We start from the raw sequence: 26,766 nt of genomic DNA on the forward strand, positions 1-26,766 counted from the left end.
AGCGTTCCGAGCGGCTTCGGTGCCTCCGGTAACGTCCTCACCGACGGCAACGGCAACTCGACGGTCTATCTGCAGGCCGGCACGATCAACGACGTGCTGAAGGCGATCGACCTTGCCACCGGCGTGCAGACTGCCACGGTCAATGCCAACGGCACCGCGACGCTTGCGACCGCCACCGGCCAGACCAACTCGTCGATCAACGCCTCGGGCCAGCTCAAGCTCTCGACCGGCGTCAATGCCGACCTCTCGATCACCGGTACCGGCAATGCGCTGAATGCGCTGGGCTTCGCCGGCAACACCGGGACCTCGACTGCCTTCACCGCGGCGCGCACCTCCGGCGTCGGCGGCCTTACCGGCAAGACCTTGACCTTCGCCTCCTTCAACGGCGGCACCGCGGTCAACGTCACCTTCGGCGACGGCACCAACGGCACGGTCAAGACGCTCGATCAGCTCAACACCAAGCTTCAGGCCAACAACCTGACCGCGACGATCGACGCCAACGGACTGCTGACGGTTTCGACCACCAACGACTACGCGTCCTCGACCATCGGTTCGAGCGCCGCGGGTGGTGCGATCGGCGGCACGCTGACGACAGCGCTGACGTTCTCGACGGCTTCCAGCCCCGTCCAGGATACGGTTGCCCAGACGTCGCGTGCGAACCTGGTGTCTCAGTACAACAACATCCTGAACCAGATCGACTCCACGGCGCAGGACTCCTCGTTCAACGGCGTCAACCTGCTGAACGGCGACCAGCTCAAGCTGGTGTTCGACGAGACCGGCAAGTCGAACCTGAGCATCACCGGCGTGACCTACAACTCCAAGGGTCTGGGCCTCGCCGCGCTGACCGGTGGCGTCGACTTCATCGACAACGCCGCCACCAACAAGGTGCTGACCAACCTGAACTCCGCGTCGAGCACGCTGCGCTCGGAAGCCTCGAGCCTCGGATCGAACCTGACGATCGTGCAGGTTCGTCAGGACTTCAACAAGAACCTGATCAACGTGCTGCAGACCGGTTCGTCCAACCTGACGCTGGCCGACACCAACGTCGAGGCGGCCAACAGCCAGGCGCTGTCGACCCGCCAGTCGATCGCGGTCTCCGCGCTGTCGCTGGCCAACCAGTCGCAGCAGAGCGTGCTGCAGCTGCTCCGCTAACAAGCGGCAGACATCGCAAACCAACAAGGCGGCGGGGCTTCGGCCCCGCCGCTTTTTTTCGTTCGTCACTCGAGGTTTCGAGAGGGCAGGCGACACTCTGAAAAGTAACCAGCGGTTATGGTTAATGGAGCGTAAGCGCGAAGAATTGCCAATGATTTCAGGCTGATTGCCATCTCACTCTGCGCTTCCCGCCCGCTTATGGTGAACCGGCGCTTATGCAGGCGATGTTCGTTTCACCCTTTGTTAGCCATGTCGCGGCACGCTGGCCCCGTCACTCGATCCGAAGCGATCGAACGAAGACGCGTAAGCCAGAAGGGTAAGAGTCATGTCAGGTATTGTTCTCTCTGCGTCGGTTCGTCAGAACCTGCTCTCTCTCCAGTCCACCGCCGACCTCCTCGCCACCACACAGAACCGTCTGTCGACCGGCAAGAGCGTCAACTCGGCCCTGGACAATCCCACCAACTTCTTCACGGCACAGTCGCTCGACAACCGCGCCAGCGACATCAACAATCTGCTCGATAGCATCGCCAACGGCGTGCAGGTGCTGCAGGCTGCCAACACCGGCCTGACTTCGCTCCAGAAGCTGATCGACAGCGCCAAGTCGATTGCCAACCAGGCGCTGCAGACCACGGTCGGCTACTCCACCAAGTCCAACGTCTCCACCACCATCTCGGGTGCGACGGCGGCCGACCTGCGCGGCACGACGAGCTTCGCCAGCGCGACCGCGAGCAGCAACGTGCTGTATAACGGCACGGCCGGCGGCACGACGGCGGCGACCGGCACCACGACGCTCGGCGCCACCATCGGCTCCTTTGCAAGCACTGGCGCAACGGCCGGTGACGGCACCACGGCGCTGACCGGCGCCATCACCTTGATCGCCACCAACGGCACGACCGCAACCGGCCTGCTCGGCAACGCCCAGCCTGCCGACGGCGACACGCTGACCGTGAACGGCAAGACCATCACGTTCCGCAGCGGCGCGGCTCCGGCGTCGACCGCCGTTCCGGCCGGCTCGGGCGTCAGCGGCAACCTCGTCACCGACGGCAACGGCAACACCACCGTCTATCTCGGCACTGCGGGCACTCCGGCGGCGACCGTCAACGATCTCTTGTCCGCGATCGATCTGGCCAGCGGCGTGAAGACGGTATCCATCAGCTCCGGCGCTGCGACGATCGCCGTGAGCGCCAGCCAGCCGGGTGCTGCGGTCTCGACCGCTGCTGGCGGCGCCGTCACGCTGAAGAGCTCGACGGGTGCGGATCTGAGCGTCACCGGCAAGGCCGACCTGCTCAAGGCCCTCGCCTTGACGACGTCCACGGGTGCCGGCAACGCCACCGTCAACGTCAACCGGACCACGAGCGCGGCCTCGCTCGGCGCGACCATCGCGGACGGGGCGACGCTGAACGTCGACGGTCACGTCATCACCTTCAAGAACGCGCCGATCCCGGGCTCGACCGGTGCGCCGAGCGTTCCGAGCGGCTTCGGTGCCACCGGTAACGTCCTCACCGACGGCAACGGTAACTCGACGGTCTATCTGCAGGCCGGCACGGTCAACGACGTGCTGAAGGCGATCGACCTTGCCACCGGCGTGCAGACTGCCACGATCAACGCCAACGGCACCGCGACGCTGGCGACCGCCACCGGCCAGTCGAACTCGACGATCAATACCTCAGGTCAGCTCAAGATCTCGACCGGTATCAACGCCGACCTGTCGATCACCGGCACCGGCAATGCGTTGAACGTGCTCGGCCTCGCCGGCAACACCGGCAATGCCACCGCCTTCACCGCGGCGCGCACCTCCGGCATCGGCGGCATCGCCGGCAAGACCTTGACCTTCTCCTCCTTCAACGGCGGCACGGCGGTCAACGTCACCTTCGGCGACGGCACCAACGGCACGGTCAAGACGCTCGATCAGCTCAACACCAAGCTTCTGGCCAACAACCTGGCTGCCACGATCGACGCCAACGGCCTGCTGACCATCACGGCGTCCAACGACTACGCGTCGTCGACGCTCGGTTCGACGGCGGCGGGTGGTGTGATCGGCGGCACGCTCACTTCGGCGCTAACCTTCTCGACGGCTTCCAATCCCGTCCAGGATGGGGTTGCCCAGACGGCGCGTGCTAATTTGGTGTCTCAGTACAACAACATCCTGAACCAGATCGACACGACCTCGCAGGACTCCTCGTTCAACGGCGTCAACCTCTTGAACGGCGACCAGCTCAAGCTGGTGTTCGACGAGACCGGCAAGTCGAGCCTGAACATCACCGGCGTGACCTACAACTCCAAGGGTCTCGGCCTCGCTTCGCTGACCGTCGGTGTCGACTTCATCGACAACGCCGCCGCCAACAGGGTGCTGACCAATCTGAACGCTGCGTCGAGCACGCTGCGCTCGGAGGCCTCGAGCCTCGGCTCGAACCTCTCGGTGGTGCAGATCCGCCAGGACTTCAACAAGAACCTGATCAACGTGCTGCAGACCGGCTCGTCCAACCTGACCTTGGCCGACACCAACGTCGAGGCGGCCAACAGCCAGGCGCTGTCGACCCGCCAGTCGATCGCGGTCTCCGCGCTGTCGCTGGCCAACCAGTCGCAGCAGAGCGTGCTTCAGCTGCTCCGCTAATAAGCAGCTGAAAAAACTAAATAAAATCTGGCGGCGGGGCCTTGTGTCCCGCTGCTCTTTTTTATGTCCGGAGGCGAGCGGGGGCGTTCATCCGCCATTAACCCTATCGCTTAAACCGGCGTTAACCATACTTTAAAGGACACCTCCTAAAACTGGACCAAAGCCCGCTTTCGAGACCGCGTGGCCGATTCGTATCCGGTTCAAGAGGAAGACTCGCCAATGTCCAACATCGTTCTCTCGGCGTCAGTTCGCCAGAACCTGTTGTCGCTGCAGTCGACGGCTGACTTGCTGGCCACGACGCAGGAGCGGCTGTCAACCGGCAAGAAGGTCAACACGGCGCTCGACAATCCCACCAACTTCTTCACCGCGCAGGGGTTGGACAACCGGGCGAGCGACATCAGCAACCTGCTCGACGGCATCAACAACGGTGTGCAGGTGCTCCAGGCCGCCAACACCGGCATCACCTCGCTGCAGAAGCTGATCGACAGCGCGAAATCGATCGCCAACCAGGCGCTGCAGACCACGGTCGGTTACTCCACCAAGTCGAACGTCTCCACCACGATTCCCGGTGCGACGCCCGCCGATCTACGCGGAACGACCTCCTACGCGAGTGCAACCGCGAACAGCAACGTGCTCTACACCGGCGCGCCCGGTGGCGTGACCCCGGTGACGGGGACTGCCGCGCTCGGCGCCTCACTGGGTTCGAACGCGGGCTCGGCGGTCGGTTTTGCCGCGACCGCCGCCGACGGCACCACCGTACTGTCCGGTACCGCCACGCTGGTCGGCACCACGGCATCCACCACCTTCGGCGCGCCGCCCGCGGACGGCGATACCATCACGGTGAACGGCAAGACCATCACCTTCCGCACCGGCATCGCTCCGACCACGCAACCGACCGGCTGGGGCCTCAACGCCAGCGGACACATCGCTACCGACGGTAACGGCAATTCGATCGTCTATGAGGGAACACCGACTGCGCCCGGGGCGACCGTCAACGACGTCCTCAGCGCGATTGACCTCGCCAGCGGCGTCAAGACCGCAACCATCAGCGCGGGCGCGGCGGCCATCGCGGTCAGCGGTTCGGCCGGTCCGATCGGCACGCTTCAGGTGGCATCGTCCATCTCGGGCGGCGGCCAGGTCACGCTGAAGAGTTCGACCGGCGCCGATCTGAGTGTGACCGGCAAGGCTGACTTCCTCAACAAGCTCGGTCTGACCACGGCGACCGGCGCGGGCAATGCGAACGTGACCGCGAACCGGTCGACGACCTCGGGCTCGCTGGGCACCCTGGTCCAGGACGGCTCGACGCTGAACATCGATGGTCACACCATCACCTTCAAGAACGCCCAGACGCCCCAATCGGCGGCCAGCGTGACTTCGGGTGGTGTCAACGGCAACATCGTCACGGACGGCAACGGCAACTCGACCGTCTATATCCAGAGCGCGACGCTCACCGACCTGCTCAACTCGATCGACCTTGCCACCGGCGTGAAGACCGCAAGCATCTTCAACGGCGCGGCGTCGCTGACGACCACTTCGGGCCAGATCCCGTCGTCGGTCAACAGCAGCGGCCAGCTTGCGCTCTCCACCGGCGTCAACGCCGACCTGTCGATCACCGGCACCGGCAATGCGCTCCACGCGTTCGGCCTCAGCGGCAACACGGGAACGGCGACCGCGTTCACCGCGGCGCGGACCTCCGGTGTTGGCGGTGTCAGTGGCAAGACGCTGACCTTCACCTCCTTCAACGGCGGCACGCCGGTGAACGTCACCTTCGGCGATGGCACCAACGGCACCGTCAAGACGCTCGACCAGCTCAACGCACAGCTTCAGGCGAACCACCTGACGGCGACGATCGACGCCAATGGCCTGCTGACGGTGACCACCGTCAATGAATACGCCTCCTCAACGCTCGGTTCGACGACTGCGGGCGGCACGGTCGGCGGCACGATCACCGGTGTTCTGGCCTTCACCACCGCGCAGCCGCCGGTTCAGGATCCGGTCGCGCAGACGGCGCGCTCGAACCTGGTCAACCAGTTCAACAACATTCTGGCGCAGATCGACACGACGTCGCAGGACTCCTCCTTCAACGGCGTCAACCTGCTCAACGGCGACACGCTGAAGCTCGTCTTCAACGAAACCGGCAGCTCCACGCTCGGCATCAACGGCGTGGTGTTCAATGCGGCCGGCCTCGGCCTCAGCAACCTCGTCAACGGTGTCGACTTCATCGACAACGGCGCCACCAACAAGGTGCTGACCAGCCTGAACGCGGCCTCGAGCACGCTGCGCTCGGAAGGTTCGGCGCTCGGTTCGAACCTCTCGATCGTGCAGGTGCGCCAGGACTTCTCCAAGAATCTGATCAACGTGCTGCAGACCGGCTCGTCGAATCTCACGCTGGCCGACACCAACGAGGAAGCGGCCAACAGCCAGGCGCTGTCGACCCGCCAGTCGATCGCGGTGTCCGCGCTGTCGCTGGCGAACCAGTCGCAGCAGAGCGTGCTGCAGCTGCTCCGCTAATTTCACAGCGCAAGACCGCTACTTGAGATATCGCGGCGGGGCTAACGCTCCGCCGTTCTTTTTACGGAGATCGCTAAGGCAGGATTAGCTGGGATTGATGCCCATCACGCGAAGCAAGTTTACAGCGTGTGTGCGTGCATCTAGCGTTGCGCTGACGAAGACCTCCGCGACCCGTAATTATCCGGAGTGCTTCCAAGCGCACACGTAAGCAAATCTTAAGCGGTGCTGCCTAGGGTTGGGAAAGAAATCCTTAAGCGCGTTCAACGGGCTAGGTAACCTCCAGGGTGTGATTGATGTCGAATTCCGCTGCCTCGGCTTACGCGCGTGTTGCAACGACCACTGCATCTCCTCGCGACATCGAGGCGCAGACTTTGCTCAAGGCCGCCAACAAGCTCCAGGATGCGGTGAACAACGCTGATCCGCTCAGCGAGCAGACCATGCAGGCGCTGATGTTCAACCGCAAGCTCTGGACGATCTTCCTGAGCGAGGCGATGCGCGACAACAATCCGCAGCCGATCGACGTCCGCCAGAAGATCGCCAACATCAGCGTGTTCGTGCTGAGCCAGACCGCGGCGCTGCAGATGAGCCCGCAGTTCGATCACTTCCGCCCGCTGATCGAGATCAATCGCAATATCGCTGCGGGTCTGTCCGGGCGGCCGTGATGGAGGCCCGTCGCGGCCGACATCATGAGCATTGTGTCGACCGCGCATAAGTCGAACGTTCGCTCCAGCCCATCGGGTTCGTCGACATACGTCCCGGCCGATTCCTCGCTCTACCAGGGCGGCGGACCGGGACCTATTCCGATGGCAAGATATTCCCGCTCAACCTCTCGCCGGTCAGCGCCTTTCGCGCGCAGGTCCACGACGGGAGCACCGGGACGTCCCACACCGGCAGGTGCCGATCGAGGACAGCTCGTTCCGCTTCGGGAATACCAAGTTTACGCTGATTGAGGTTGGCAACGCCCAGATCAAAAACGTCGTCACCGATCCTGCGACCGGCGCGACCTATCTCGACACAGCGGTTGCCACGCTCGACGCCTGATCGTCAGGCGCTGAGGTCCGTATTGAGCGGACGCGAGGGTTTGGACTTCAGATCCTCTGCATGGAAATAAGCTCGCCGGCGCAGCATCGCTTCGTCGGGGAACTGATTGACCACGGCGTCGGTCCTGTCGTTGACGACCTGGAAGACGAAGGATGCGGCAGCCTGGTCGAACACGACCTGCCGCGAGATGTTCTCGTTGTTCGGCAAATCATTGCGCACGGGCGCGCTCGTATCGCTCGCGGCGACCGTCTGGCTCACCGGCAAATCAGTTTGCACGGCCTCGTTCGCCGCCGCATTCGACGTCGTTATGATCTGCGCGGGGGCCGGTATCCCCACCGGCCTGATGCTGAAATCTGTACTCATGGCAGCCTCCTGGTTGCCTCGTCCGAGTCAAATCCCAACCCCTCTCAATGCGCAACCATGGAACACCAGGATTGAAGACCCGGTAAGGAAACGTGACTAACCGCGCGACGACATCGCCGCGCGGTTTTTCGTAAAATTGTCGCTTGTTTCTGCGCGCGCTCAGAGCGAGCGGCTGACCGTGAGCGGGGTGATGTGGCGCGGGCCCGGAGTGGCGCGGCGTCCCGCGGCCGTATAGGTGTTCGGCACGTTGCGCTTCTGGATCTCGGCATTGACGCCGCGCACGACGCTCTCGGAGACCGCGTGCGCGGTCGCGAGCACGGTGAGATTGACCTGGAGCATCGCGCGGAACGCATCGTGATGCCGATGCAGCGTCGAGAGCAACTCGGGCGCGGATTTCGCGAGCTGGGCCTGGCTGGCCTTCAACCGGCCGACGGCGCCGACATAGTTTCGCGACAGCTCCTGCTTCCTGCTCTCGAGGGTCATGGCCTCGCGGACGTTGCCGGCGCGCACGAGCTCGGTCTCGCGCTCGATCAGGCCGAGCAGGGCGTTCATCGCATCCATCAGGTCTTCGGCGAGCTTGCGCGCCTCGGCGTTGCCGGGCGCGGTGTTCGGGCGCTGCGCCTGCATCGGCCGACGTGAGGCGGTGAACTGGTTCATCTCGTTTGACCTTATGCCGTGCGGACGGCTTTCGCCTGCTGCATGATGAGAGTGCGGTAGACCTCGGTGGCGACGCCGACGCCCCCGGCCTTGGCGAAGTTCTTGGAATACTGGTCGGTCAGCATCGAGCGCCATACGCCGGTGCCCGGTGTGTCGCCGAACGGGCCTTCGCCCTTCAGGCCCGAGGTCATCTGCGAGAACATGCTGTTGAGGAACATCGCCTCGAAATCGGTGGCGGTCTTCTGCGCCTTGGCCTGCTGCTGCGGCGGGACCTTCTGCAGCGCGGCGGCGAGCTCGAAGTCGGGCCGGCCGTTGCGGCTCTCCACCGAGAAGGCCGAGGAGGTGGCGGCGCGCGGGGTGTTGATCATGCTCGCCTGCATCACATCACCTCGATGTCGGCTTCGATCGCACCGGCGGCCTTGATCGCCTGCAGGATGCTGATCATGTCGCGGGGGCCGATGCCGAGGCCATTGAGGCCGTCGACGAGCTGCTGGAGCGACACGCCATCCTTGACGAGCGCCAACTTCCTGCCGTCCTCGGTGACGCTGACGCTGCTGCGCGGCGCAACCACGGTCCGCCCGCGGGACAGCGGATTGGGCTGGCTCACCTGCGGGCTTTCGGAGATCGTGACGGTGAGGTTGCCTTGCGCCACCGCAACGGTGGCGACGCGGACGTCGCGGCCCATCACGATGATGCCGCTGCGCTCGTCGATGACGATCTTGGCGGCGAGATCGGGATCGACCTGGAGCTGCTCGATCTCGGTGAGGAAGGCGACGACGTTGCCCTTGAACTCGGGCGGGATCGAAAGCTGCACCGTCGAGGGATCGATCGGCTCGGCGGTCTTGACGCCGAGATAGTCGTTGACGGCCGCCGCGATGCGCTTGGCGGTGGTGAAGTCGGCGTTGCGCAGCGCGAGCCGCACATTCGGCAGCCGGTTGAGCGCGAACTCGATCTCGCGCTCGATGATGGCGCCGTTGGCGATGCGCCCCACCGTCGGAACGCCGCGCACGATCTTCGCCGCTTCGCCTTCGGCCTGGAAGCCGGAGATGGCGAGCGAGCCCTGCGCGACCGCATAGACGTTGCCGTCGGCGCCGAGGAGGGGCGTGACGAGCAGGGTGCCGCCCTGGAGGTTCTTGGCGTCGCCTAGCGCGGAGACGGTGACGTCCATGCGCGTGCCCTGGGTGGCGAAGGCCGGCAGATTGCCTGTCACCATCACGGCGGCGACGTTGCCGGTGCGGATGGTGGCGCCGCGGATGTTGACGCCCATGCGCTCGAGCATCGCTTGCAGCGACTGCTTGGTGAAGGGGATGTTGTTGAGCGTGTCGCCGGTGCCGTTGAGGCCGACGACGAGGCCGTAGCCGATGAGCTGGTTCTGCCGCACGCCTTCGATATTGGCGAGGTCCTTGATGCGCGAGGTCGCGCTTGCGGACGTGACCGACAGCGCCAGCGCTGACAGCGCGGCGTAGGCCACCCCAACAATCCTCACCCAACGAACGCCTGGCATCCTCTGCTCCCCGAGGCTCCTCAAATCTCGGACCATCCTCGACACTCCCATGACGAGCTGGTCCGACGCTTTCCTTGCGAGGGCTGTGCCAACGCGGGGCAGTGGGGGTAGGTCGCTGAATAGGTTGAATAAATCTGTTTCGACCGGTGTCAGCGGACGTTGTCCCTGAGGAGCGAAACTGCCGCCTGTCGGCAGATTTTGCCGGGCTGTTTACGCGCCGTTAACCATAAAACAGCGAATGTGAGGCATCGATCACCCGGATTGCTGCGATGCGCATCTACGGACCGAACGGCACCACGCTTGGAACGCCGGCCAGCCAGGCCAGGCGGACGGGCTCCGGCACTTTCGTCTTGCCCGACACCTCGTCGGCGCAGGAGACGCGGGGCGCTGCGGCGCCGAAAGCGGCCGCCAACATCGATGCGCTGCTCGCGTTGCAAGGCATCGAGGAGGATCCGGTCGAGCGTCGCAAGCGCTCGGTCGCCCGCGGCAAGACCGCGCTCGACGTGCTCGACGATCTCAAGATGGGGCTGCTGTCTGGCAATCTCGACGCGTCCACCGTGATGCGGCTGCGCGACGCTGCGGCAAACCTGAAATCGTCCTCGGGCGATCCCGGTCTCGATTCCCTGCTGTCCGAGATCGAGCTGCGCGTCGAGGTCGAGCTCGCCAAGGCCGGGCAGGCCTGATCGTTGTCCGTCACCCTGAGGTGCGCGCCCTGCAACGCAGGGCAAGCCTCGAAGGGCGACGGCCCGGCTCAAGCGTCTTGGCCGTACATCCTTCGAGGCTCACTGCACGGTGCTGCGCACCGCGCTGCTCGCACCTCAGGATGACGGGTTCTCTGTTTGCTCGGTTTACATCTCACGCCGCTTCCTCCTCCTTCTGCGCGTCGTAGCGGCGCTGGGCGGCGAGCACGTCCTTCAGATTCTCCTCGGCCCAATCGCGCAGCGGATCGACGGCAGCGGCGAGTGTCAGCCCGAGCTGCGTGATCGAATATTCCACCGTCACCGGTACGGTCGCAATGGCGCGGCGCTTGATCAGGCCGTCGCGTTCGAGCGACTTGAGAACCTGGCTCAGCATCTTCTGCGAAATGCCTTCGATCGTGCGGCGCAACTGATTGAAACGCATCGGCTCGCCGCGCAGTAGCAGGAGGATCAGCACCGCCCATTTGTCGCCGATGCGATCGAGGATCTGGCGCGTGGGGCAGTTCGCTGCATAGACGTCGGGCTTCATCGTCGGGTCCTCGATCCATTGAAGTCGCTTGCCGGCTCGCTTGCCGGTTACTCCTGCGTAAGCAGGTAAGCACAAAGTGCTCTCTTAACACCAGCGTTCTTTGCGATATCTAGTCACTGTTAGTTACTATAGAAGCAAAGGAGCCTTCCATGAAAATCGCAGTCGCCGGCGCCTCGGGCCGGGCCGGGTCGGAGATCACCAAGGAACTGTCCCGCCGCGGCCATAGCGTCACGGCCATCGCCCGGAACCCCGAGAAGATCGCGGCCCTGCCGAACGTCACACCGACTAAGGGAGATGTGCTCGACCAGGCGGGCCTCGCCAAGCTGTGGGCCGGGCACGACGTCGCCGTGAGTTCCGTCCACTTCCTGGCCAGCGACGCGCTCAAACTGATCGGGGCAGCCAAGGACTCCAAGGTGGGCCGTTACCTCGTCGTCGGCGGGGCCGGCAGCCTGGAGGTCGCTCCTGGCGTAAAGCTGGTTACAACCCCCGGTTTTCCGGCCCAATACAAGGCCGAGGCCGAGGCAGGCACTGCCTTTCTCGATCTGCTGCGCCAGGAAAAGGACCTGAACTGGACCTTCATCTCGCCATCGGCGCTGTTCGTCGAGGGAGAGCGCACGGGCAAGTTCCGGCTCGGGACCGATCAGCTTCTCGCAGATGCGAATGGCAAGAGCTGGATCAGCTTCGCCGACTACGCCATTGCGCTGGCCGACGAGATCGAGCGGCCGGCCCATTTGAGGCAGCGTTTCACGGTCGGTTACTAGGCCTTCGGCCGCCCCCAGGCCCTCCAGGATAAACCTTCCTGTGCAAGGGCTTGGGCGCGCCAGCTGGGCGTGCAGGGAAATATTGTCTGTCACAGGAGGCCGCTATATAACGCCCCGCTCAACGGACCCCGTTCCGTTTGCGAGTCGTTGCTTAGACAGATAGGCCGCCCTTGGAAAAGTTGAAAAACTACCGACCGACCGAAAAAGAGCCTTTCATGAACGACCGGCAGAAGGAGTACTTCCGGTTGAAGCTCCTTGCCTGGAAGGATGAGATCCTCAAAGAGTCCAAGCTCACCCTGCAAGCCCTGCAGGAGGAGAACGTGAACCACCCCGATCTCGCCGATCGGGCATCGTCCGAAACCGACCGCGCCATCGAACTTCGCGCCCGCGACCGCCAGCGCAAGTTGATCGCCAAGATCGACGCCGCGCTCCAGCGTATCGAGGACAACACCTATGGCTATTGCGAGGACACCGGGGAGCCGATCTCGTTGAAGCGGCTCGAGGCCCGGCCGATCGCGACGCTCTCGGTGGAAGCGCAGGAGCGACACGAGAAACGCGAGAAGGTCTATCGCGACGAATAGAGTCAGAGCCGCAGCGATGCGGCTCTTTGTTCTTGCACGCAAGGCGCCATTTCGCGCCGCGGTTAGCATATTGCCCGTTGCTTGCCGCCGCGCTTCGACGCGCGAGCGCAATCGCGAAAAGTGAATCGTGATCAATGGGCTAGAGTCGATTCCTCCGAGCTCACGTGAGTTCGGATGAGAAACAGCCTTCACTTCAGGTGCGGGAGATTTTGCGAGTCGCGTCAACAGGATCGACTCGAATGCTGAGACACCGATCCAGCTGCATCAAGCATCGCTGCAATCAGGCCTGCTGCGACGCCACAAGGCGCGCGTCCCCATAAAGCCTGGACCAGCTCAATATTTCCTTAAACGCCGGCAGCAGGCCGTAGGCCGCATCCGTCAGCTCGTACTCGACCCTCAAGGGTTTCTCCGCGAAGACGGTCCGCGACACCAGGCCGTCCTGCTCGAGCTCGCGCAGTTGCGTGGTCAGCATGTGGTGGGTAACGCCACCGATCGATCGCCGCAACGCGCCGAAACGAACCGCGCCGTTCATCAGCGCGAACAGGATCTCCAGCTTCCACTTGCCGCCGAGGGCGTGGATGGCCCGCTTGAAGTCGGCGAGCAGGGCAGGGTCGGGGCTGCAATCGCAGTCGCCGTCGCAAACGCTGGTCAGGTTTTCCATACCGGTCTCGAAATCCATTCTACTTGCTCCCCGGGAGATAGTGACCAGATGCCGCCTTGAGCAGGGCGGCGGAACCAATTCGCCGGCCCGTGCAACGAGGGGAATTTGGCAATGAGCACTGTTCTGGTCACTGGCGGGTCGGGCTTCGTCGGCATCCATGTCATCCTGCAACTTCTGGCCGCCGGCCACACGGTGCGGACGACGGTGCGCCGGCCGGAGCGCCAGGCCGACGTGCTGGCCATGCTGCGCGAGGGCGGGGCCGTTTCGCCGGAGAGCCTGTCCTTCTTCACCGCCGACCTCGTCCGGGACGAGGGGTGGGGTGAGGCCGTCGCGGGCTGCGACTACGTACTCCATGTTGCCTCGCCGCTCTCGACCAGTGTTCCCAAGGATGAGAACGAGATGATCATCCCGGCCCGCGATGGCACGCTGCGGGTGCTCCGGGCCGCGCGCGAGGCCGGCGTGAGGCGCGTGGTGATCACCTCGTCGCTGGGTGCGATCGGGTATGGCCACGAGCCGCGGGAAAAACCGTTCGACGAGACCGACTGGACCAATCTCGAAGGCGCCGACGTGCAGCCCTACATCAAATCCAAGACGCTGGCCGAGCGGGCGGCCTGGGATTTCGTGGCGCGCGAAGGCGGCGGGCTCGAGCTCTCGGTCGTGAACCCCGCCGCCATTTTCGGTCCCGTGCTCGGGCCGGACTTCTCCGGCTCGATCGAGATCGTCAAATCGCTGCTCGACGGCGCCATGCCGGCGGTGCCGCGGGTCTATTTCGGCGTGGTCGACGTGCGCGACGTAGCCGACCTGCATTTGCGGGCGATGACGGCGCCTGAGGCGAAAGGCGAGCGTTTCATCGCGGTCTCCGGCGAGACGATGTCGATCCTGGACATCGCCAGGGTGCTGCGGCGGGAACTCGGACCGAGGGCGCGCCGGGTTCCGCGGCTCCAGGCGCCGGATTGGCTGGTGCGCCTGGCCGCACACCGGATTCCGCTGCTGCGTGCGGTCGTGCCGATGCTCGGAAGGGTGCGGCATCCCACCAGCGCCAAGGCGCGGTCGCAGCTCGGCTGGCAGGCGCGTTCCAACGATGAGGCGATCCTCGCGACGGCCGAGAGCCTGATCCGGCTTGGCCTCGTCAAGGCGTGAAGCCGCCGGCCGCCCGCGCTTGTCAGGCCGGAGCAGGGGTGCTGAAGTGCTATCCTCGATTGCGTAGCGTGGGAGGCGGCGCCGATGGACAACATTCTCGAAGCCGCAAAGGCGATCGCACTGGCGCGCCGCAACCATGCGCCGCTTGCAGCGCTCGAGGTTCCACCGGCCGACGAGGCCGAGGGTTACCTGGTCCAGCGCGCGCTGCACGATCTCCTGCTGCCGCATGCCGGGCCGCTCGTCGGCTACAAGATCGGCTGTACCAGCCAGGTGATGCAGGACTATATCGGCATCCCGCATCCCTGCGGCGGCGGCGTGTTCCAGAAGGGCGTGCACGACAGCGGGGTGAAGCTCGCGACCTCCAAATATGTCCGTGTCGGCGTCGAATGCGAGATCGCGGTGCGGCTGCAGCGTGACCTTGCCGCCGGCGAGGCGCCGTTCACGGCCGAATGGGTCGGCGAGGCCGTCGAGGCCTATCATCCCGCGATCGAGATCGTCGACGACCGCTACGTGAAGTGGGAGACGATGGGCGCGCCGACGCTGATCGCCGACGATTTCTTCGCCGCCGGCTGCGTGCTGGGGCCGTCGGTTCCGCGCTCGTCGGTGCCGGACCTGACGGCGGTCAAAGGCCGCGCCATCGTCAACGGCGAGGAAGTCAGCCACGGCACCGGCGCCGACGTGCTCGGCCATCCCCACAATGCGCTCGCCTGGCTCGCCAACCATCTTGCCGCGGAGGGCAAGGGTCTTCACGCGGGACAGCTCGTGCTGACGGGAAGCCTGGTGAAGACGCTGTGGCTGAAGGCCGGCGACAAGGTGCGGATGGAGCTGGACGGGCTGGGCGTGGTGGAGGCGAAGTTTACGTGAGGGGCGCATAGCGCCCCAACATTGGCCGTCATTGCGAGGAGCCCGCGACAAAATTGCGAAGCAATTTTGCGCTGATGCGACGAAGCAATCCAGATTCCTTCCGCGGACGCATTTCTGGATTGCTTCGCTTCCGCCTTCGCTCTTCGAGCTTCTGCGGACAAGGCGCTCGCAATGACGGGAACTGGGGCGACGTTTGAGTGCGCCAACTGACCGCGTAGGCGGCGGCCCGCAACCTCGCACTAAAATACATGCGGCCTCCGGCAGGGGAGCTACCGGAGGCCGCGTAGTACATCGTCGTTCGCGCCTAGGTTCGCGAACACGATGTGGGAGCTCGGAAGAGGCTTAGAAGGGCAGCAGCACGTCCATGACCTGCTGGCCGTAGCGCGGCTGCTGCACGTCCATGATCTGGCCGCGGCCGCCATAGGCGATGCGGGCCTGCGCGATCTTGGTGGAATCGATGGTGTTGTCGCTCTGGATGTCTTCGGGGCGGACGATGCCGGCCACGATCAGCTCGCGGATCTCGAAATTGACCCGGATCTCCTGCTTGCCCTCGACCACGAGATTGCCGTTCGGCAGCACCTGCGTGACGACGGCGGCGACGTTGGTCTGCAACGCTTCCTTGCGGTCGACGCTGCCCTTGCCCTCGCTGGAAGCGGTGGAGTCGGCGGTGAGGATGCGGCCGGGCAGGATCTTGTTGGCCTGCGTGATGGTCTTCGCGCCGATGAAGTCGGTAATCCCCGAGTCTTCCTTGTTCGTGCGGCTGCGCTGGGTGTCGTTCTCGATATTGGCCTTGTCGGTGATGTTCACGGTCACGGTCAGGAGGTCGCCGATCTGGTGGGCGCGCTGGTCCTTGAAGAACGCGCGGCTGCCGTTGCGCCACAGCGAGTTCGGATTGTAGGAGGCGACTTCCGGCTTCGGCATCGGCATCTGCACCGGCTTGTAGCCGGGCTGCGTCGTCGGATTGTCGATCGCGGACAGTTTCGGTTGCTCGCCGATCTGCGACAGTCGGTCGATCGAGGAGCAGCCGCTTGCCAGCGCGCCAATTGCCAGCAGCAGGGCGGAAATCGCGATGCGACGAGGACGGAAAGCCGAACTGAACATGGACATGACTTACTCTGACTTGGCTGGAGCTTGCGAGATGCGGGCTTGCGGGATCTGGGCTTGTGCGATCTGGGCCGGAGACGCGGGGGCCTGGATCAGGCTTTGGGCGAGCGCTGCGGCCGCAGCCGCAGGGGCAGGCACCTCGTCGCGCTTGAGCGAGGAGGTCTGCTCGACTGCAGGCGCCATCGGCGGCGACTGGCTCGCGCCCTGGACCGTGATCTGGCCGCGGCCGGTGACGACGCCGGTCAGCGTGCGCTTGGATTGCAGGTTGAGCACGCTGACGGTGTCGCCCTCGGCGCCGCTCTCGATCGCCTTGCCGCGCGTGGTGAGGTAGAGGCCGGGCACCTGGTAGATGATGGTGACGTTCTGGTCGCGCTGCACGAAGTCGGGCTTGACGATGTCGGCGACCCGGATCGGCGTGCCCGCCCGCATCGGCCGGCGCAGCTGCATGCCGATGGTGCGGTCGCGCGAGGCGGCCTCGCCGGTGACCTCGGCCTTGGGCCGGCGCTCCAGCGTGACGTCGGAGGATTTCAGGAGGTCGGCGCGGTCGATGTCGCGCGTCAGCACGGCCACTTCCACCGTCTCGATCGCGGTGCCGGTGAAGCGCAGCTTGGTCGGCGCCGGATTGTTGTCGTTGTTGATCTCGAAGGCGATGTCGAAACGGCCGCTGCGGGCGTCGTAGCGGGTTGCCACCGGCTGGAGCGCACCGGTGTTGGAGGCGTCCAGCCGCATGTCGGCGACGCCGCGGTCGAAGGTGACGGTGATGTTGGCGGCATCGCCAAGGCCGAAGCGGCGCTCGAGCGCCGAGGCGACCGCGTTTTCGAGGTCCTTGTTGGCGAGGGTGCGGGCGAGGCGGGTGACCTGGACTTCCCTGACGTCGCCGGTCATCACGCCGATCACCTGCTTTGCGCGCAACACCGACAGGACTTGCGCGACCGGCAGCGCGCCGGTGGTGCCGAGATCGGGCGAGCGGTAGACCGGGATCAGCGCGGCCGAGCCGGCATTGTCGATGAGATCGCCGACCCGCACCACGTCGGAGGTCACGGTGACGCTCGCGCGCAGCGTCGGCGCCGCGATGACGTCGTCGGCGGCCTGCGCCGGCAGCGCCAGCAGCAGGAGAGCGGAGATCGTGGCGAGGGTGGTGCGGATCATCATCATTGCCTCAGCGGAACAACGCCGTGGTCGATTGCATCATCTGGTCGGCGGCGCTGATGACCTTGGCGTTCATCTCGTAGGCGCGCTGGGCGGCGATCAGGTCGCTCATCTCCGAGACGACGTCGACATTGGCCTGCTCCAGGCTGCCCTGCGTGATCTTGCCGTAGCCTTCGGCATTCGCGGTGCCGTCCTGCGGCGGGCCGGAGGAGGGCGTTTCGGTGAACTGGTTGCTTCCGACGGGCTGCAAACCCGCCTTGTTGATGAACCGGGTCACGCCGATCTGGCCGATGATCGAGGAGGTCGACGAGCCCGGCAGCGTCACCGAGACCTGGCCCTGCTCGCTGACGGAGATGCCGGAGGCGTTGTTCGGGATGGTGATGGTCGGCTGCACCGGGTTGCCCTGCGCGGTGACGACGCGGCCCTGATTGTCCATCTGGAAGGTGCCGTCGCGGGTGTACTGGTAGGTGCCGTCGGGCATCAGGATCTTGAAGAAGCCTTCGCCCGACATCGCGAGGTCGAGATCGTTGCCGGTCTGCGACAGCGTGCCCTGCGTCATGCTGCGCGGCGTGCCGACGGTCTTGACGCCGCCGCCGATGTCGACGCCGACGGGCAGGATGGTGCCCTGGTCCGAGGCCTGCGCGCCGACGCGGCGGACGTGCTCGTAGATCAGGTCCTGGAACGCCGCGGTCTGCTTCTTGAAGCCGGTGGTGCGCAGGTTCGCGATGTTGTTGGAGATGACCTGGACGTTGAGTTCCTGGGCCGCCATTCCGGTCGCAGCGGTGTGGAGCGCTTGCATGTCAGTGGTTCCCTAATCAGGCCGGAACGTCGGCGAGCTTCTCGATCGCCGATTTGTGGAGGTCGCTCTGCTGCTGGAGCAGATTGGCGATGGCGGTGTAGCTGCGCATGACTTCGACCATGCGGCTCATCTCGCCGACCGAGTTCACGTTCGACTTCTCGATGTAGCCCTGGCGCACGGTGGACTTGGGGTCGGCCTGCTGGGTCGCGGAGCCGGCGCTGTAGAGGTTGGCGCCGAGCTTGGTCAGCCTGGCCGGATCGTCGAACGAGGCCATGCGGATCTTGCCGCGGATCGAGTCGGTCTTGGCCGTGCCCTCGAGCACCGTGACGGTGCCGTCGGGGGCGATATTGATGTCGTGGTCGGTCGGCTGGAAGGTGATCGGGCCGCCGGTGCCGAGCACGAGGTTGCCGTCGGAGGTGACGAGCTGGCCGGTGCTGCTGAGCGAGAATTTGCCGTCGCGGGTGTAGCGCTCGGCGCCGTTGGCCTGCACCGCGAAGAAAGCGTTGCCGTCGATCGCCATGTCGAGCGGGTTGTTGGTCGCCTCCATCGGCCCCTGGCCGACGTCGCGGAAGGTGCCGCGGTCCTGCACATAGGAGACCCGGCGGTCGGAACCGACGAAATTGTCCTCACGCGCGTTCGAGTTGAGAAACTCCTCGAACAGCGAATGGTCGGCCTTGAAGCCGTTGGTGTTGGCATTGGCGACGTTGTTGGCGATGACATCCATCTGCCGTTCCAACGTCATCTGCCGTGACAAGCCGATCAGAAGCGCGTTCTGCATCGGAAGATCTCCCCTGAGTGAGATCTGCCACCTCGCTCTCCCAAGCGCCTTGGCGGACCCCGTGAACGAGACCGTCAGGTTCTCCCAAACCCTTCGGTCTCGGTCCTCTCTCAGCGAAAGCCGTGCCAACGTAGAAAATTGTTTAATGTCAATTACTTGTCGATTTTTCGAGGGCGCGGGAGGGCGGCAGAAAGGTTCTGTTAGCCATGTTTGCCCGGCAGATTTTTCCTAGTGGAGGCCCAATCGAAAGATTCCGTTAACCATTATTACCGTAGCGTTTGCGTGCAAGGGAGCGCATTGCGCTGGGGCATTTGTATCGCGTCATTGTCTGCCAGGGGGCTTCGCTCTTTCGATTCCTATAAGAGATGAGCGAGCCGGGCGACCATGGCAGAAAACGAAGCGGAAGGCGGCGCAGCCACTGATGGCGCGGAAGCCGCTCCCCCGAAGAACAAGCTCAAGCTCATGATCATGGCCGTCGGCCTGCTCGCCGTCCTCGGCGGCGGTGCGGCGACCTGGTTCTTCTTCTTCCGTCACGGCGACGACGAGCATCATGCCGAGGCGGCGCCCCCGCCGAAGCCGCCGGCCTTCGTCGAGGTGCCCGACATGATGGTCAACCTCGCCGGTGCTCCGGGCGAGCGCGTGCAATATCTGAAGCTGAAGATCGTGCTGGAGCTGAAGGAAGAGAAGCAGATCGAGGCGATCAAGCCGGCGATGCCGCGCGTCACCGACATCTTCCAGACCTACGTCCGCGAGCTGCGCTCTTCCGACCTCAACGGCTCCGCCGGCATCTTCCGCCTCAAGGAAGAGCTGACCAAGCGCGTCAATGCGGCGGTCGCGCCGGTCCAGGTCAGCGCGGTGCTGTTCAAGGAAGTCGTGATCCAGTGACGGCGCAGGGAAGGTAATGGGCTAGCGTCATGGCCGGCAACGAGCAGATGGACCAGGATGCGATTGCCGCCCAATGGGAGGCTTCGCTCGATTCCGAGGATCCCGCGGAGGCCGCGAAGGCCGCTGCCGAAAACGAACTCTCCGAGACCATGGCCCTGCAATGGGCCGCCATGGTCGAGGACGGCAGCCGCGACCTCGGCACCGGCAAGAACTCCGGCGAGCGGGTGCTGTCGCAGGAGGAGATCGACAACCTCCTCGGCTTCACCGTCGGCGACGTCACGCTCGACGACCATTCCGGCATTCGCGCGATCATCGATTCGGCGATGGTCTCCTACGAGCGTCTGCCGATGCTCGAGATCGTCTTCGACCGCCTGGTGCGGCTCCTGACGACATCCCTGCGCAATTTCACCTCGGACAACGTCGAAGTCTCGCTCGACCGCATCACCTCGGTGCGCTTCGGCGACTACATGAACTCGATCCCGCTGCCGGCCGTGCTCTCGGTGTTCAAGGCCGAGGAGTGGGACAATTTCGGCATGGCGACGGTCGATTCCAACCTGATCTACTCGATGATCGACGTGCTGCTCGGCGGCCGCCGCGGCACCAGCCAGCTCCGCATCGAGGGCCGGCCCTACACCACGATCGAGACCGAGCTGGTCAAGCGGCTGGTCGAGGTGGTGCTGGCCGACGCCGAGCAGGCGTTCCGGCCGCTGTCGCCGGTGACCTTCACGATCGACCGGCTCGAGACCAACCCGCGTTTCGCCGCCATCAGCCGTCCCGCCAACGCCGCCATCCTGGTGCGCCTGCGCATCGACATGGAAGACCGCGGCGGCAATATCGAGCTCCTGCTGCCTTACGCGACCATCGAACCGATCCGGGGCGTCCTGCTCCAGATGTTCATGGGCGAAAAGTTCGGCCGCGACCCGGTCTGGGAAGGCCATTTCGCCACCGAGATCGGCCAGGCCGAGATCGCCGTCGATGCCGTGCTCTACGAGGCCGACATCCCGCTCAAGCAGCTGATGCGGCTGAAGGTCGGCGACACGCTGCCGCTGGACATGCGCGCGGACGCCAACGTTACCGTGCGCTGCGGCGACGTCACAATCACCGAAGGACGCATGGGCCGGGTCGGCGACCGCGTCGCTATCAGGGTGACGAAACCCTTGCGCAAGCCAAGTACGACACTTGCGATGTTCGAGAAGGTGGACGAGCACAACAAGATGATGGAGGCCCCATGAACCACTCCCTTGGAATGGCGATCGAGACGCTGGTGGCTATCTTGCTGATGCTCACGATCGGCTACTGCATCCTGCTGAACAAGCGGCTGACGCGGCTGAAGGCGGACGAGCATTCGCTGAAGGCGGTCATCGCCGAGCTGATCACCGCGACCGAGATCGCCGAACGCGCGATCGGCGGGCTGAAGCTCGCCGTGCGCGACGTCAACGAGAACCTCGGCAGCCAGCTCGCGGCGGCGACCCAGATGTCGGACCAGCTCTACAAGCAGCTGGGCGAAGCCGACAATGTGGTGCGGCGCCTGTCCAAGATCGCGATCGCCGCGCGCCCCGTGACCAATCCCGAAACGGTTGCCGTGCCCGCGGCCAAGCCCTCGTCGGCCAAGGCGGTGGCGGCTGCGGCCGAAGCCTTCTCCGAGCGCCGACGATCCAACGGCCTTGCCGCATGAAGTCAGGGTATGAAATCCTTTCGTAACATCCGCGTCATTCCGGTCGTCCTGGTTGCCGTCGCAGGTCTCGCCACGCTCAAGGTCGCGGGCCTCGCGATCAATGGCGGATATGTCTTCGACTACCAGCCGAAACAGGCCAAGAAGTCCTGGGCGCAGGAGAATCTGAACTTTCCGACCGGACGGGAAGACCCCGACATCACGGGATCGACCCATGGCGCGCCGAAGGAGGCGCCGAAGCCGGCAGCGCCCGAGACCAAGCCCGAGGGCACCGTGGTCAAGGTGGAGGAAGCCCAGCCGCAGGTCTCGGCCTCCGAGCGCGCGATCCTGGAGCGGTTGCAGTCGCGCCGCCAGGAGATCGAGGCCCGCCAGCGCGAGATCGACATCCGCGAGAGCCTGTTGAAATCGGCCGAGAAGCGCATCGAGAACAAGGTCGAGGAGATGAAGGCGGTGGAATCCCGCATCTCCACGACCCAGGCCGAGCAGAAGGCCGCCGAAGCCCAGCGCATGAAGGGCCTCGTCACCATGTATGAAGGCATGAAACCGAAGGACGCCGCGCGGGTGTTCGACCGGCTCGAGATGGGCGTGCTGATCGAGATCGCCTCCGCCATCGCGCCGCGAAAGATGTCGGACATCCTGGGACTGATGTCGCCGGAGGCCGCCGAGCGGCTGACCGTCGAGATGGCCCGCCGCGCCAATGGCGGCGGCGATCAATCGGCGTCCGCCGGCGACCTGCCCAAGATCGACGGCAAGCCGACGCAAAAGCCGAATTGAGCGCGCAAGAGCCGCGGCGCGCTGCGGCAGCCTGCGCGCAGTTGCCCGGTCGCCCGGCCGGCACGCGGCCAGATGCCTTGCGTGCCTAGTTTGCGATCCGCTGCTGAACCCTGGGACCTGTCGAGCTCAGCTGTTTCTCGACGGCAAGGAGGGTCTCGCAGTGCTGCCTGACCAGCGCAGCCTTCGTCATTCGAGTCACGAGATGCAGGGTGCTGTGGCAGCAGGCGCACTCGTATACCTTCAGTGCATAGCCCCGCGCGATTGGAAAGACGGCTACGACTGCTCTTGCCCGGCTACATACAATGCAGTTGGCTTCTCCGCTCATTGATTGCCCCCCCAAAGGCTGACCAATCGAATTCGCATCGCCGTAACCGCATCTGATTCAGAGTCGTCGATGGATCGCAACATCCCTGAGGTTGTGCGCGCGTGTCCGGCAACCAACAACGACTCGCGTTGCGGATGCAGCCGGAGCAAGCGGCATCTTCTGAGGATGCGCTGAGTTGACGCGTACGAATGTGAGATGGAGTACAGTGGCGCCGACGCATTCGTCCTAGGCTTCTGCCATCCGTAAATCCGCAGCGGGGAGGGAAGCCATGAACTACTCGTCCGCAGCAGGACGCGCAATCGAAGCCGTCAATCGGCTGCTCACCGCGGCGATGACGTTCGCCTGGACATCCGCACTAGACCATCAGCATGCATTGCCGCCGCAAGGGGAAGATGGCGAGGCTGATGATGACGCGGGCCTCGAGCAAGAGGACTCCTCCGCGCCGGATTGCGCGGGAAAACAACACTGAAGATACGGTCGCGTTGCGGGCGTCACACGATCAGATCGGGCAGCACGTGAGCGCCGGTTGTGCCTGCCCCGTGAGCCGGATCAATGTGCGGCGGGAGCAGTTCAGGCATTGACGCCGCCGCGGATTCGTGGACTTTCCCAGCGTGCTCGTGATGACCGGACGGGTCCGGGGCATCATCCAGTTCTGCGCTGTGCTCTGAACCCTGGCCATGCGAAGCGCCATCCTTGAAGTCAAAGGAATCACCGAACTGGTGCGGACCGGCGGGCGCCGCATGAGCAGTAGAGGGCGGATCGACACCCGCCGGGCCGTGTCCGGGCGCGTCGTGCTGTCCGGCTGCCTCGCTTGGAAGCGAATGACCGGGTCCGCCGTGGGCATGAGCAGCGTTGTGGGCGCTTTCGGGAGCCGATGCACCATGGTCCTTGTCGCCGGTCTCCAGCGTATGCCCGCGCCGGGCGAGCTGTTCGGCCGCATCGTGGAGCGCCGTGAAAGCAACGTCAGGCATGGGGGCACTTCCGGCGATCACGTCATTTTTTCCGATCGTGGTATCGATGCTGTCGGGCATCGTTAGATGATCGAAGACGAAGCTGGTCGCCGTCGGTGTGGCCACGTCGTGCAAGCTCGTGGACAGCCCGGTCGGTGAGGGCGTTACCGGGGCACTGTCGGTGATCTCGGTCGCGCGCAGCTGCACCCCGTCCGAGCTGGCGAAGCTCGGATATTCGGTCCATCCAAACTGGTCCGAACTGGCAAAGACGCCGGAGGCCTGGTCGGTTGATCTGTCCGTCGCGTTCCAGTCAGCGAGGAGCGTGCCGTCGCTGGATGTGGTGTCGGACGAACCGGTGATCGTCACGGCGGTGGCATCGCTTTGTGTCGTCGCGCTGAGATCGAGCGGCCCACTGTCAGCCGCCAGAACGGCCGCCGCCGCCGGCGTCACGATGAAATCCGACGCGTCGATGGTCGCAATTCCCTGCAAATGGATTTCGATCAGGCTGGAATCGCCAATGCGCAGGGTCTGGTCGCTCGGATTGACATATACGATCGTCTCATTGGCCGCGCTGTCATAGAGCCAGGCGATCGTATGAGCCGGGACAGTCGTGCTTGATGAGCTCAAGGCCAGGAGAACGAAGCCAAGCCCGCCGAGAGCCGTCAAGTCGATCTTGTCGGATCCCGACGAGAAATCGGTAATGGTGTCGAACTGGCCGGCGTTGGAATCGGCCGCGAACAGATAGACGAAACGGTCGTTCCCATTGCTGCCCGTGAGTTGGTCCGCACCAAATCCACCGGTGATGGTGTCGCTGCCGTTGTTGCCGTTGATGGTATCGTTGCCCGAACCACCGTAAATCGCGTCATCCCCATCGTTGCCCTTGATCGTGTCATTGCCGGAGCCGCCATAGAGAGTATCGGCTTTGCCAGTGCCGTTGACGGTATCACTGCCTGCTCCTGCGTAGATGATCTGACCTTCGTTGCCGCCGCCCGCGATGGTTTCGCTCCCCGGCGTTCCAAACACGTTGGGGGGATCGGATATCACGACGGACCCCGTGGCGAGGTTATCAAAATCGTTGGGGTCTGCGTCGCTGGCACCATGGATGGTGACGGTCACGGATTGCGTCGTGCCGTCGATCGCAGTCACCGTGAAAGTGTCGGTTAACGCATCGCCCGGGTCCAGCGCCTGAACCACGCTGTTGTTGTTGTCGAGTGTGTAGGTCCATACGCCGGCTGCCGTCATGGTGAAGGTGCCGTACCCGCCGTCGCTCGCAATTGGTGAGGCGACTGCCGTGAAAGTGTTCGGCGTATTGTCGACGTCTGTGTCGGTGAGCGCGCCGGTCGCGACGGGAATGCCGGGCGCAGCGGTGCCTGCCTCGATCACTGAGCCGGCCGTGGTGCCGGAAATGATGGCGGCGTCGTTGGTGCCGTGGATGGCGATCGTCACCAGTTGCGGGGTGCCGTCGATGGCAGTCACAGTGAAACTGTCGGCGAGCGTGTCGCCGACATTGAGCGCCTGCACCGCGGCGTTGGCGTTGTCCAGGGTGTAGGCCCACACGCCGGCGGCGGTCATCGTGAAGGTGCCGTAGCCGTTCGCGCTTGTCGTTGGCGAACTTACCGCCGTGAAGATGTTGGACGTATTGTCGACGTCAACGGCGACGAGTGTGCCCGTTGCGGCCGGCGTGCCGGGCGCCGCATTGGCGACGCCGCCTGCCTCGGTCACTGAACCGGTCGTGGTGCCGGAAACAATCGCGGCGTCGTTGGTGCCGTGGATGGTGATGGTGACCACTTGGGGGGTGCCGTCCAGAGTGGTCACCGTGAACGTGTCGGCGAGCGTGTCGCCGGCATTGAGCGCCTGCACCGCACCGTTGCTATTGTCGAGCGTGTAGGTCCACACGCCGGCTGCCGTCATGGTGAAGGTGCCGTAGCCGCCCGCGCTTGCCGTTGGGCCGACCGCCGTGAAGGCGTTTGAGGTCGTGTCGACGTCAGTGTCGGTGAGCGTGCCGCTTGCAGTGGCCGTTCCGGGATTTGCATTGGCAACGCCGCCGGCCTCGATCACCGAGCCGGCCGTCGAGCCGGAGACAATGGCCGCGTCGCTGGCCCCATGGATGGTGATCGTCACCACTTGGGGAGTGCCGTCTATGGCGGCCACCGTAAAGTTGTCGATCAGCGTATCGCCCGCATTGAGCGCCTGCACCGCGGCGTTGGTGTCGTCCAGGATGTAGGTCCATACGCCGGCCGTCGTCATCGTGAAGGTGCCGTGGCCGCCGGCGCTCGCTCTTGGCGAGCTCACTGCCGTGAAGGTATTGGGCGGATTGTCGACGTCGGTGTCGGTGAGCGTGCCGGTTGCAAGCGGCGTGCCGGGCGTTCCGTTGGTGGTGCCGCCAGCCTCGACAACCGAGCCGGTCGTGGTTCCGGAGATGAATGCAGCGTCGTTGACGCCGTTAAGGACGATCGTGAAGGTCTGACTGGCAGAAGTGTTTCCGTCGGAAACGGTCACAACGAAGTCGTCGGTCGTGGGCGCCGTCAGCGCGTTGATTGCGGCGCTATCGGGCACGAACGTATAGGCGCCGCTCGTGCTATTGACGTAGAGCGTCCCGTAGGGGCTTGCCTTCGACAGATCGTATGTCACTCCGCCCAGGACCGTGTTGCCGGCGCTCGCCCCGACGACGCCGAAGGTCAGCTTGCCGCTGTTCATGCTGCTCGCGGCGAACGTTCCGCTCGTCGCAGTGAATGTGTCAAACACCACGGTGTCGAGTTCGGCCGGCCCGGCTCCGGTGATCAGCGTCAGCGGTGGTAGTACGATCAGAGGCTCAGGGGTGAAAACCAAAGGCTTCAGCAAATCTTGCGGCGCGGGTGCGTCGGGCGGAATGAAATTGATCGGCTGCAGCGGCAGGGATTTGACGAAGGGAGGCGTGCCCGAGCCGTGGGGTCCTTGAAGATTGGCGAGCGCGTCCTGTTGTGCGGCCTGCAACTCCTCCATGCGGGCAAGAGTGTTCGTGACCTGGTTCACGCTGACCGAGGATCCGACCTTCTTGAGGACGATTGTCTCGCCGGGATCCTCGACGATGATGTGCCGCGGGATCGGCTCCTTGGTCACAAGCTCGAATGCACCGTGCGCGAGGTCCTTGTAAGTGATGGCGTCGTCATCCAGGAACGTTACGTTCGGGTCTGCGGCCTGGGCCTGCTTGATCATCGAGAAGAACAATGCCGTGAGCGACAGCATCCCGAAGCGGCCGGCAGAGGCCCGCTCGC

26 protein-coding genes are annotated in these 26,766 nt (G+C 64.5%); 15 read left to right on the forward strand and 11 right to left on the reverse strand.

Annotation, left to right across the window (positions count from 1 at the left end; genetic code table 11):
* The 5 genes from XI08_RS13065 to XI08_RS13085 all read left to right on the forward strand — a co-directional run.
* A partial coding sequence (locus XI08_RS13065) for a DUF1522 domain-containing protein (RefSeq protein ID WP_271574690.1) occupies positions 1 to 1,152 on the forward strand: 1,152 nt, incomplete at its 5' end.
* A 325-nt stretch (positions 1,153 to 1,477) separates the two neighbouring features.
* A complete protein-coding gene (locus XI08_RS13070) occupies positions 1,478 to 3,766 on the forward strand; it encodes a DUF1522 domain-containing protein (protein ID WP_271574691.1) in 2,289 nt (762 codons plus the stop codon).
* Positions 3,767 to 3,985: 219 nt separating this feature from the next.
* Entirely contained in the window at positions 3,986 to 6,277 is a 2,292-nt protein-coding gene (locus XI08_RS13075) for a DUF1522 domain-containing protein (RefSeq protein ID WP_271574692.1), read from the forward strand.
* A gap of 293 nt (positions 6,278 to 6,570) precedes the next feature.
* Positions 6,571 to 6,939 carry a flagellar biosynthesis regulator FlaF gene (gene flaF / locus XI08_RS13080; RefSeq protein ID WP_008554779.1) on the forward strand — a complete coding sequence of 123 codons (369 nt, stop codon included), beginning with the start codon at positions 6,571 to 6,573 and terminating at the stop codon, positions 6,937 to 6,939.
* A 232-nt stretch (positions 6,940 to 7,171) separates the two neighbouring features.
* Positions 7,172 to 7,318, forward strand: coding sequence for a hypothetical protein (locus XI08_RS13085; protein ID WP_271574693.1), 147 nt, complete (start codon positions 7,172 to 7,174; stop codon positions 7,316 to 7,318).
* Positions 7,319 to 7,321: 3 nt separating this feature from the next.
* Here XI08_RS13085 and XI08_RS13090 read toward each other — a convergent pair whose 3' ends face one another.
* The 4 genes from XI08_RS13090 to XI08_RS13105 all read right to left on the reverse strand — a co-directional run bounded on the left by XI08_RS13090 (position 7,322) and on the right by XI08_RS13105 (position 9,842).
* Positions 7,322 to 7,681 carry a hypothetical protein gene (locus XI08_RS13090; RefSeq protein ID WP_027548502.1) on the reverse strand — a complete coding sequence of 120 codons (360 nt, stop codon included), beginning with the start codon at positions 7,679 to 7,681 and terminating at the stop codon, positions 7,322 to 7,324.
* Positions 7,682 to 7,840: 159 nt separating this feature from the next.
* Complete coding sequence (locus XI08_RS13095; protein WP_271574694.1) at positions 7,841 to 8,338, reverse strand: hypothetical protein; 498 nt, start codon at positions 8,336 to 8,338, stop codon at positions 7,841 to 7,843.
* A gap of 11 nt (positions 8,339 to 8,349) precedes the next feature.
* On the reverse strand, positions 8,350 to 8,718 hold the full coding sequence (gene flgJ / locus XI08_RS13100; protein ID WP_271574695.1) for a flagellar assembly peptidoglycan hydrolase FlgJ: 369 nt from the start codon (positions 8,716 to 8,718) through the stop codon (positions 8,350 to 8,352).
* A complete protein-coding gene (locus XI08_RS13105; protein ID WP_271574696.1) occupies positions 8,718 to 9,842 on the reverse strand; it encodes a flagellar basal body P-ring protein FlgI in 1,125 nt (374 codons plus the stop codon). Before XI08_RS13105 ends, flgJ begins: the two co-directional genes overlap by 1 nt.
* A gap of 269 nt (positions 9,843 to 10,111) precedes the next feature.
* On the opposite strand from XI08_RS13105, the gene XI08_RS13110 reads away from it, so the two are divergent.
* The gene (locus XI08_RS13110) at positions 10,112 to 10,525 is read left to right on the forward strand and encodes a flagellar assembly protein FliX (protein ID WP_271574697.1); all 414 of its coding nucleotides are present in this window, start codon (positions 10,112 to 10,114) and stop codon (positions 10,523 to 10,525) included.
* Between the two features lie 172 nt (positions 10,526 to 10,697).
* On the opposite strand, the gene XI08_RS13115 is transcribed toward XI08_RS13110, so the two are convergent.
* Positions 10,698 to 11,069, reverse strand: a complete 372-nt coding sequence (locus XI08_RS13115; protein WP_027548507.1) for a winged helix-turn-helix transcriptional regulator — start codon at positions 11,067 to 11,069, stop codon at positions 10,698 to 10,700.
* A gap of 149 nt (positions 11,070 to 11,218) precedes the next feature.
* Here XI08_RS13115 and XI08_RS13120 point away from each other — a divergent pair, with 149 nt between their 5' ends.
* Both XI08_RS13120 and dksA read left to right on the forward strand, forming a co-directional pair.
* Positions 11,219 to 11,830: an NAD(P)-dependent oxidoreductase gene (locus XI08_RS13120; protein WP_271574698.1), complete on the forward strand. Its 612-nt coding sequence runs from the start codon at positions 11,219 to 11,221 to the stop codon at positions 11,828 to 11,830.
* A 215-nt stretch (positions 11,831 to 12,045) separates the two neighbouring features.
* Positions 12,046 to 12,411, forward strand: coding sequence for an RNA polymerase-binding protein DksA (gene dksA / locus XI08_RS13125; RefSeq protein WP_008554760.1), 366 nt, complete (start codon positions 12,046 to 12,048; stop codon positions 12,409 to 12,411).
* A 280-nt stretch (positions 12,412 to 12,691) separates the two neighbouring features.
* On the opposite strand, the gene XI08_RS13130 is transcribed toward dksA, so the two are convergent.
* Complete coding sequence (locus tag XI08_RS13130) at positions 12,692 to 13,090, reverse strand: winged helix-turn-helix transcriptional regulator (RefSeq protein WP_271574699.1); 399 nt, start codon at positions 13,088 to 13,090, stop codon at positions 12,692 to 12,694.
* Positions 13,091 to 13,183: 93 nt separating this feature from the next.
* Between XI08_RS13130 and XI08_RS13135 the strand changes: the two genes are divergently transcribed.
* The gene (locus tag XI08_RS13135; RefSeq protein WP_271574700.1) at positions 13,184 to 14,212 is read left to right on the forward strand and encodes an SDR family oxidoreductase; all 1,029 of its coding nucleotides are present in this window, start codon (positions 13,184 to 13,186) and stop codon (positions 14,210 to 14,212) included.
* 84 nt (positions 14,213 to 14,296) lie between these two features.
* Entirely contained in the window at positions 14,297 to 15,076 is a 780-nt protein-coding gene (locus tag XI08_RS13140) for a 2-keto-4-pentenoate hydratase (protein WP_271574701.1), read from the forward strand.
* 342 nt (positions 15,077 to 15,418) lie between these two features.
* Here XI08_RS13140 and flgH read toward each other — a convergent pair whose 3' ends face one another.
* From flgH to flgF, 4 genes are read right to left on the reverse strand one after another with little or no spacing between them, the layout of a single operon-like run.
* A complete protein-coding gene (gene flgH / locus XI08_RS13145; protein ID WP_027548513.1) occupies positions 15,419 to 16,183 on the reverse strand; it encodes a flagellar basal body L-ring protein FlgH in 765 nt (254 codons plus the stop codon).
* A 3-nt stretch (positions 16,184 to 16,186) separates the two neighbouring features.
* Positions 16,187 to 17,329 (reverse strand): flagellar basal body P-ring formation chaperone FlgA, encoded by a 1,143-nt coding sequence (flgA, locus tag XI08_RS13150; RefSeq protein ID WP_271574702.1) that lies wholly within the window; start codon positions 17,327 to 17,329, stop codon positions 16,187 to 16,189.
* A gap of 10 nt (positions 17,330 to 17,339) precedes the next feature.
* Positions 17,340 to 18,128, reverse strand: coding sequence for a flagellar basal-body rod protein FlgG (flgG, locus tag XI08_RS13155; RefSeq protein WP_018642817.1), 789 nt, complete (start codon positions 18,126 to 18,128; stop codon positions 17,340 to 17,342).
* A 16-nt stretch (positions 18,129 to 18,144) separates the two neighbouring features.
* On the reverse strand, positions 18,145 to 18,906 hold the full coding sequence (gene flgF, locus XI08_RS13160; RefSeq protein ID WP_271574703.1) for a flagellar basal-body rod protein FlgF: 762 nt from the start codon (positions 18,904 to 18,906) through the stop codon (positions 18,145 to 18,147).
* A 384-nt stretch (positions 18,907 to 19,290) separates the two neighbouring features.
* Here flgF and fliL point away from each other — a divergent pair, with 384 nt between their 5' ends.
* The 5 genes from fliL (at position 19,291) to XI08_RS13185 (ending at position 23,031) form a co-directional block, all read left to right on the forward strand.
* On the forward strand, positions 19,291 to 19,791 hold the full coding sequence (gene fliL, locus XI08_RS13165; RefSeq protein ID WP_271574704.1) for a flagellar basal body-associated protein FliL: 501 nt from the start codon (positions 19,291 to 19,293) through the stop codon (positions 19,789 to 19,791).
* A 29-nt stretch (positions 19,792 to 19,820) separates the two neighbouring features.
* Complete coding sequence (gene fliM / locus XI08_RS13170; protein ID WP_027548518.1) at positions 19,821 to 21,023, forward strand: flagellar motor switch protein FliM; 1,203 nt, start codon at positions 19,821 to 19,823, stop codon at positions 21,021 to 21,023.
* The gene (locus tag XI08_RS13175; protein ID WP_027548519.1) at positions 21,020 to 21,466 is read left to right on the forward strand and encodes a DUF6468 domain-containing protein; all 447 of its coding nucleotides are present in this window, start codon (positions 21,020 to 21,022) and stop codon (positions 21,464 to 21,466) included. Before fliM ends, XI08_RS13175 begins: the two co-directional genes overlap by 4 nt.
* 9 nt (positions 21,467 to 21,475) lie before the next feature.
* On the forward strand, positions 21,476 to 22,237 hold the full coding sequence (locus XI08_RS13180) for a MotE family protein (RefSeq protein ID WP_027548520.1): 762 nt from the start codon (positions 21,476 to 21,478) through the stop codon (positions 22,235 to 22,237).
* A gap of 593 nt (positions 22,238 to 22,830) precedes the next feature.
* Entirely contained in the window at positions 22,831 to 23,031 is a 201-nt protein-coding gene (locus tag XI08_RS13185) for a hypothetical protein (RefSeq protein ID WP_271574705.1), read from the forward strand.
* Positions 23,032 to 23,053: 22 nt separating this feature from the next.
* Here the strand turns inward: XI08_RS13185 and XI08_RS13190 are convergent, their stop codons facing one another.
* On the reverse strand, positions 23,054 to 26,737 hold the full coding sequence (locus XI08_RS13190) for a VCBS domain-containing protein (protein ID WP_271574706.1): 3,684 nt from the start codon (positions 26,735 to 26,737) through the stop codon (positions 23,054 to 23,056).
* Between the last annotated feature and the right edge of the window lie 29 nt (positions 26,738 to 26,766).

Source organism: Bradyrhizobium sp. CCBAU 11361 (genome assembly GCF_028128935.1).
Lineage (GTDB): Bacteria > Pseudomonadota > Alphaproteobacteria > Rhizobiales > Xanthobacteraceae > Bradyrhizobium > Bradyrhizobium niftali.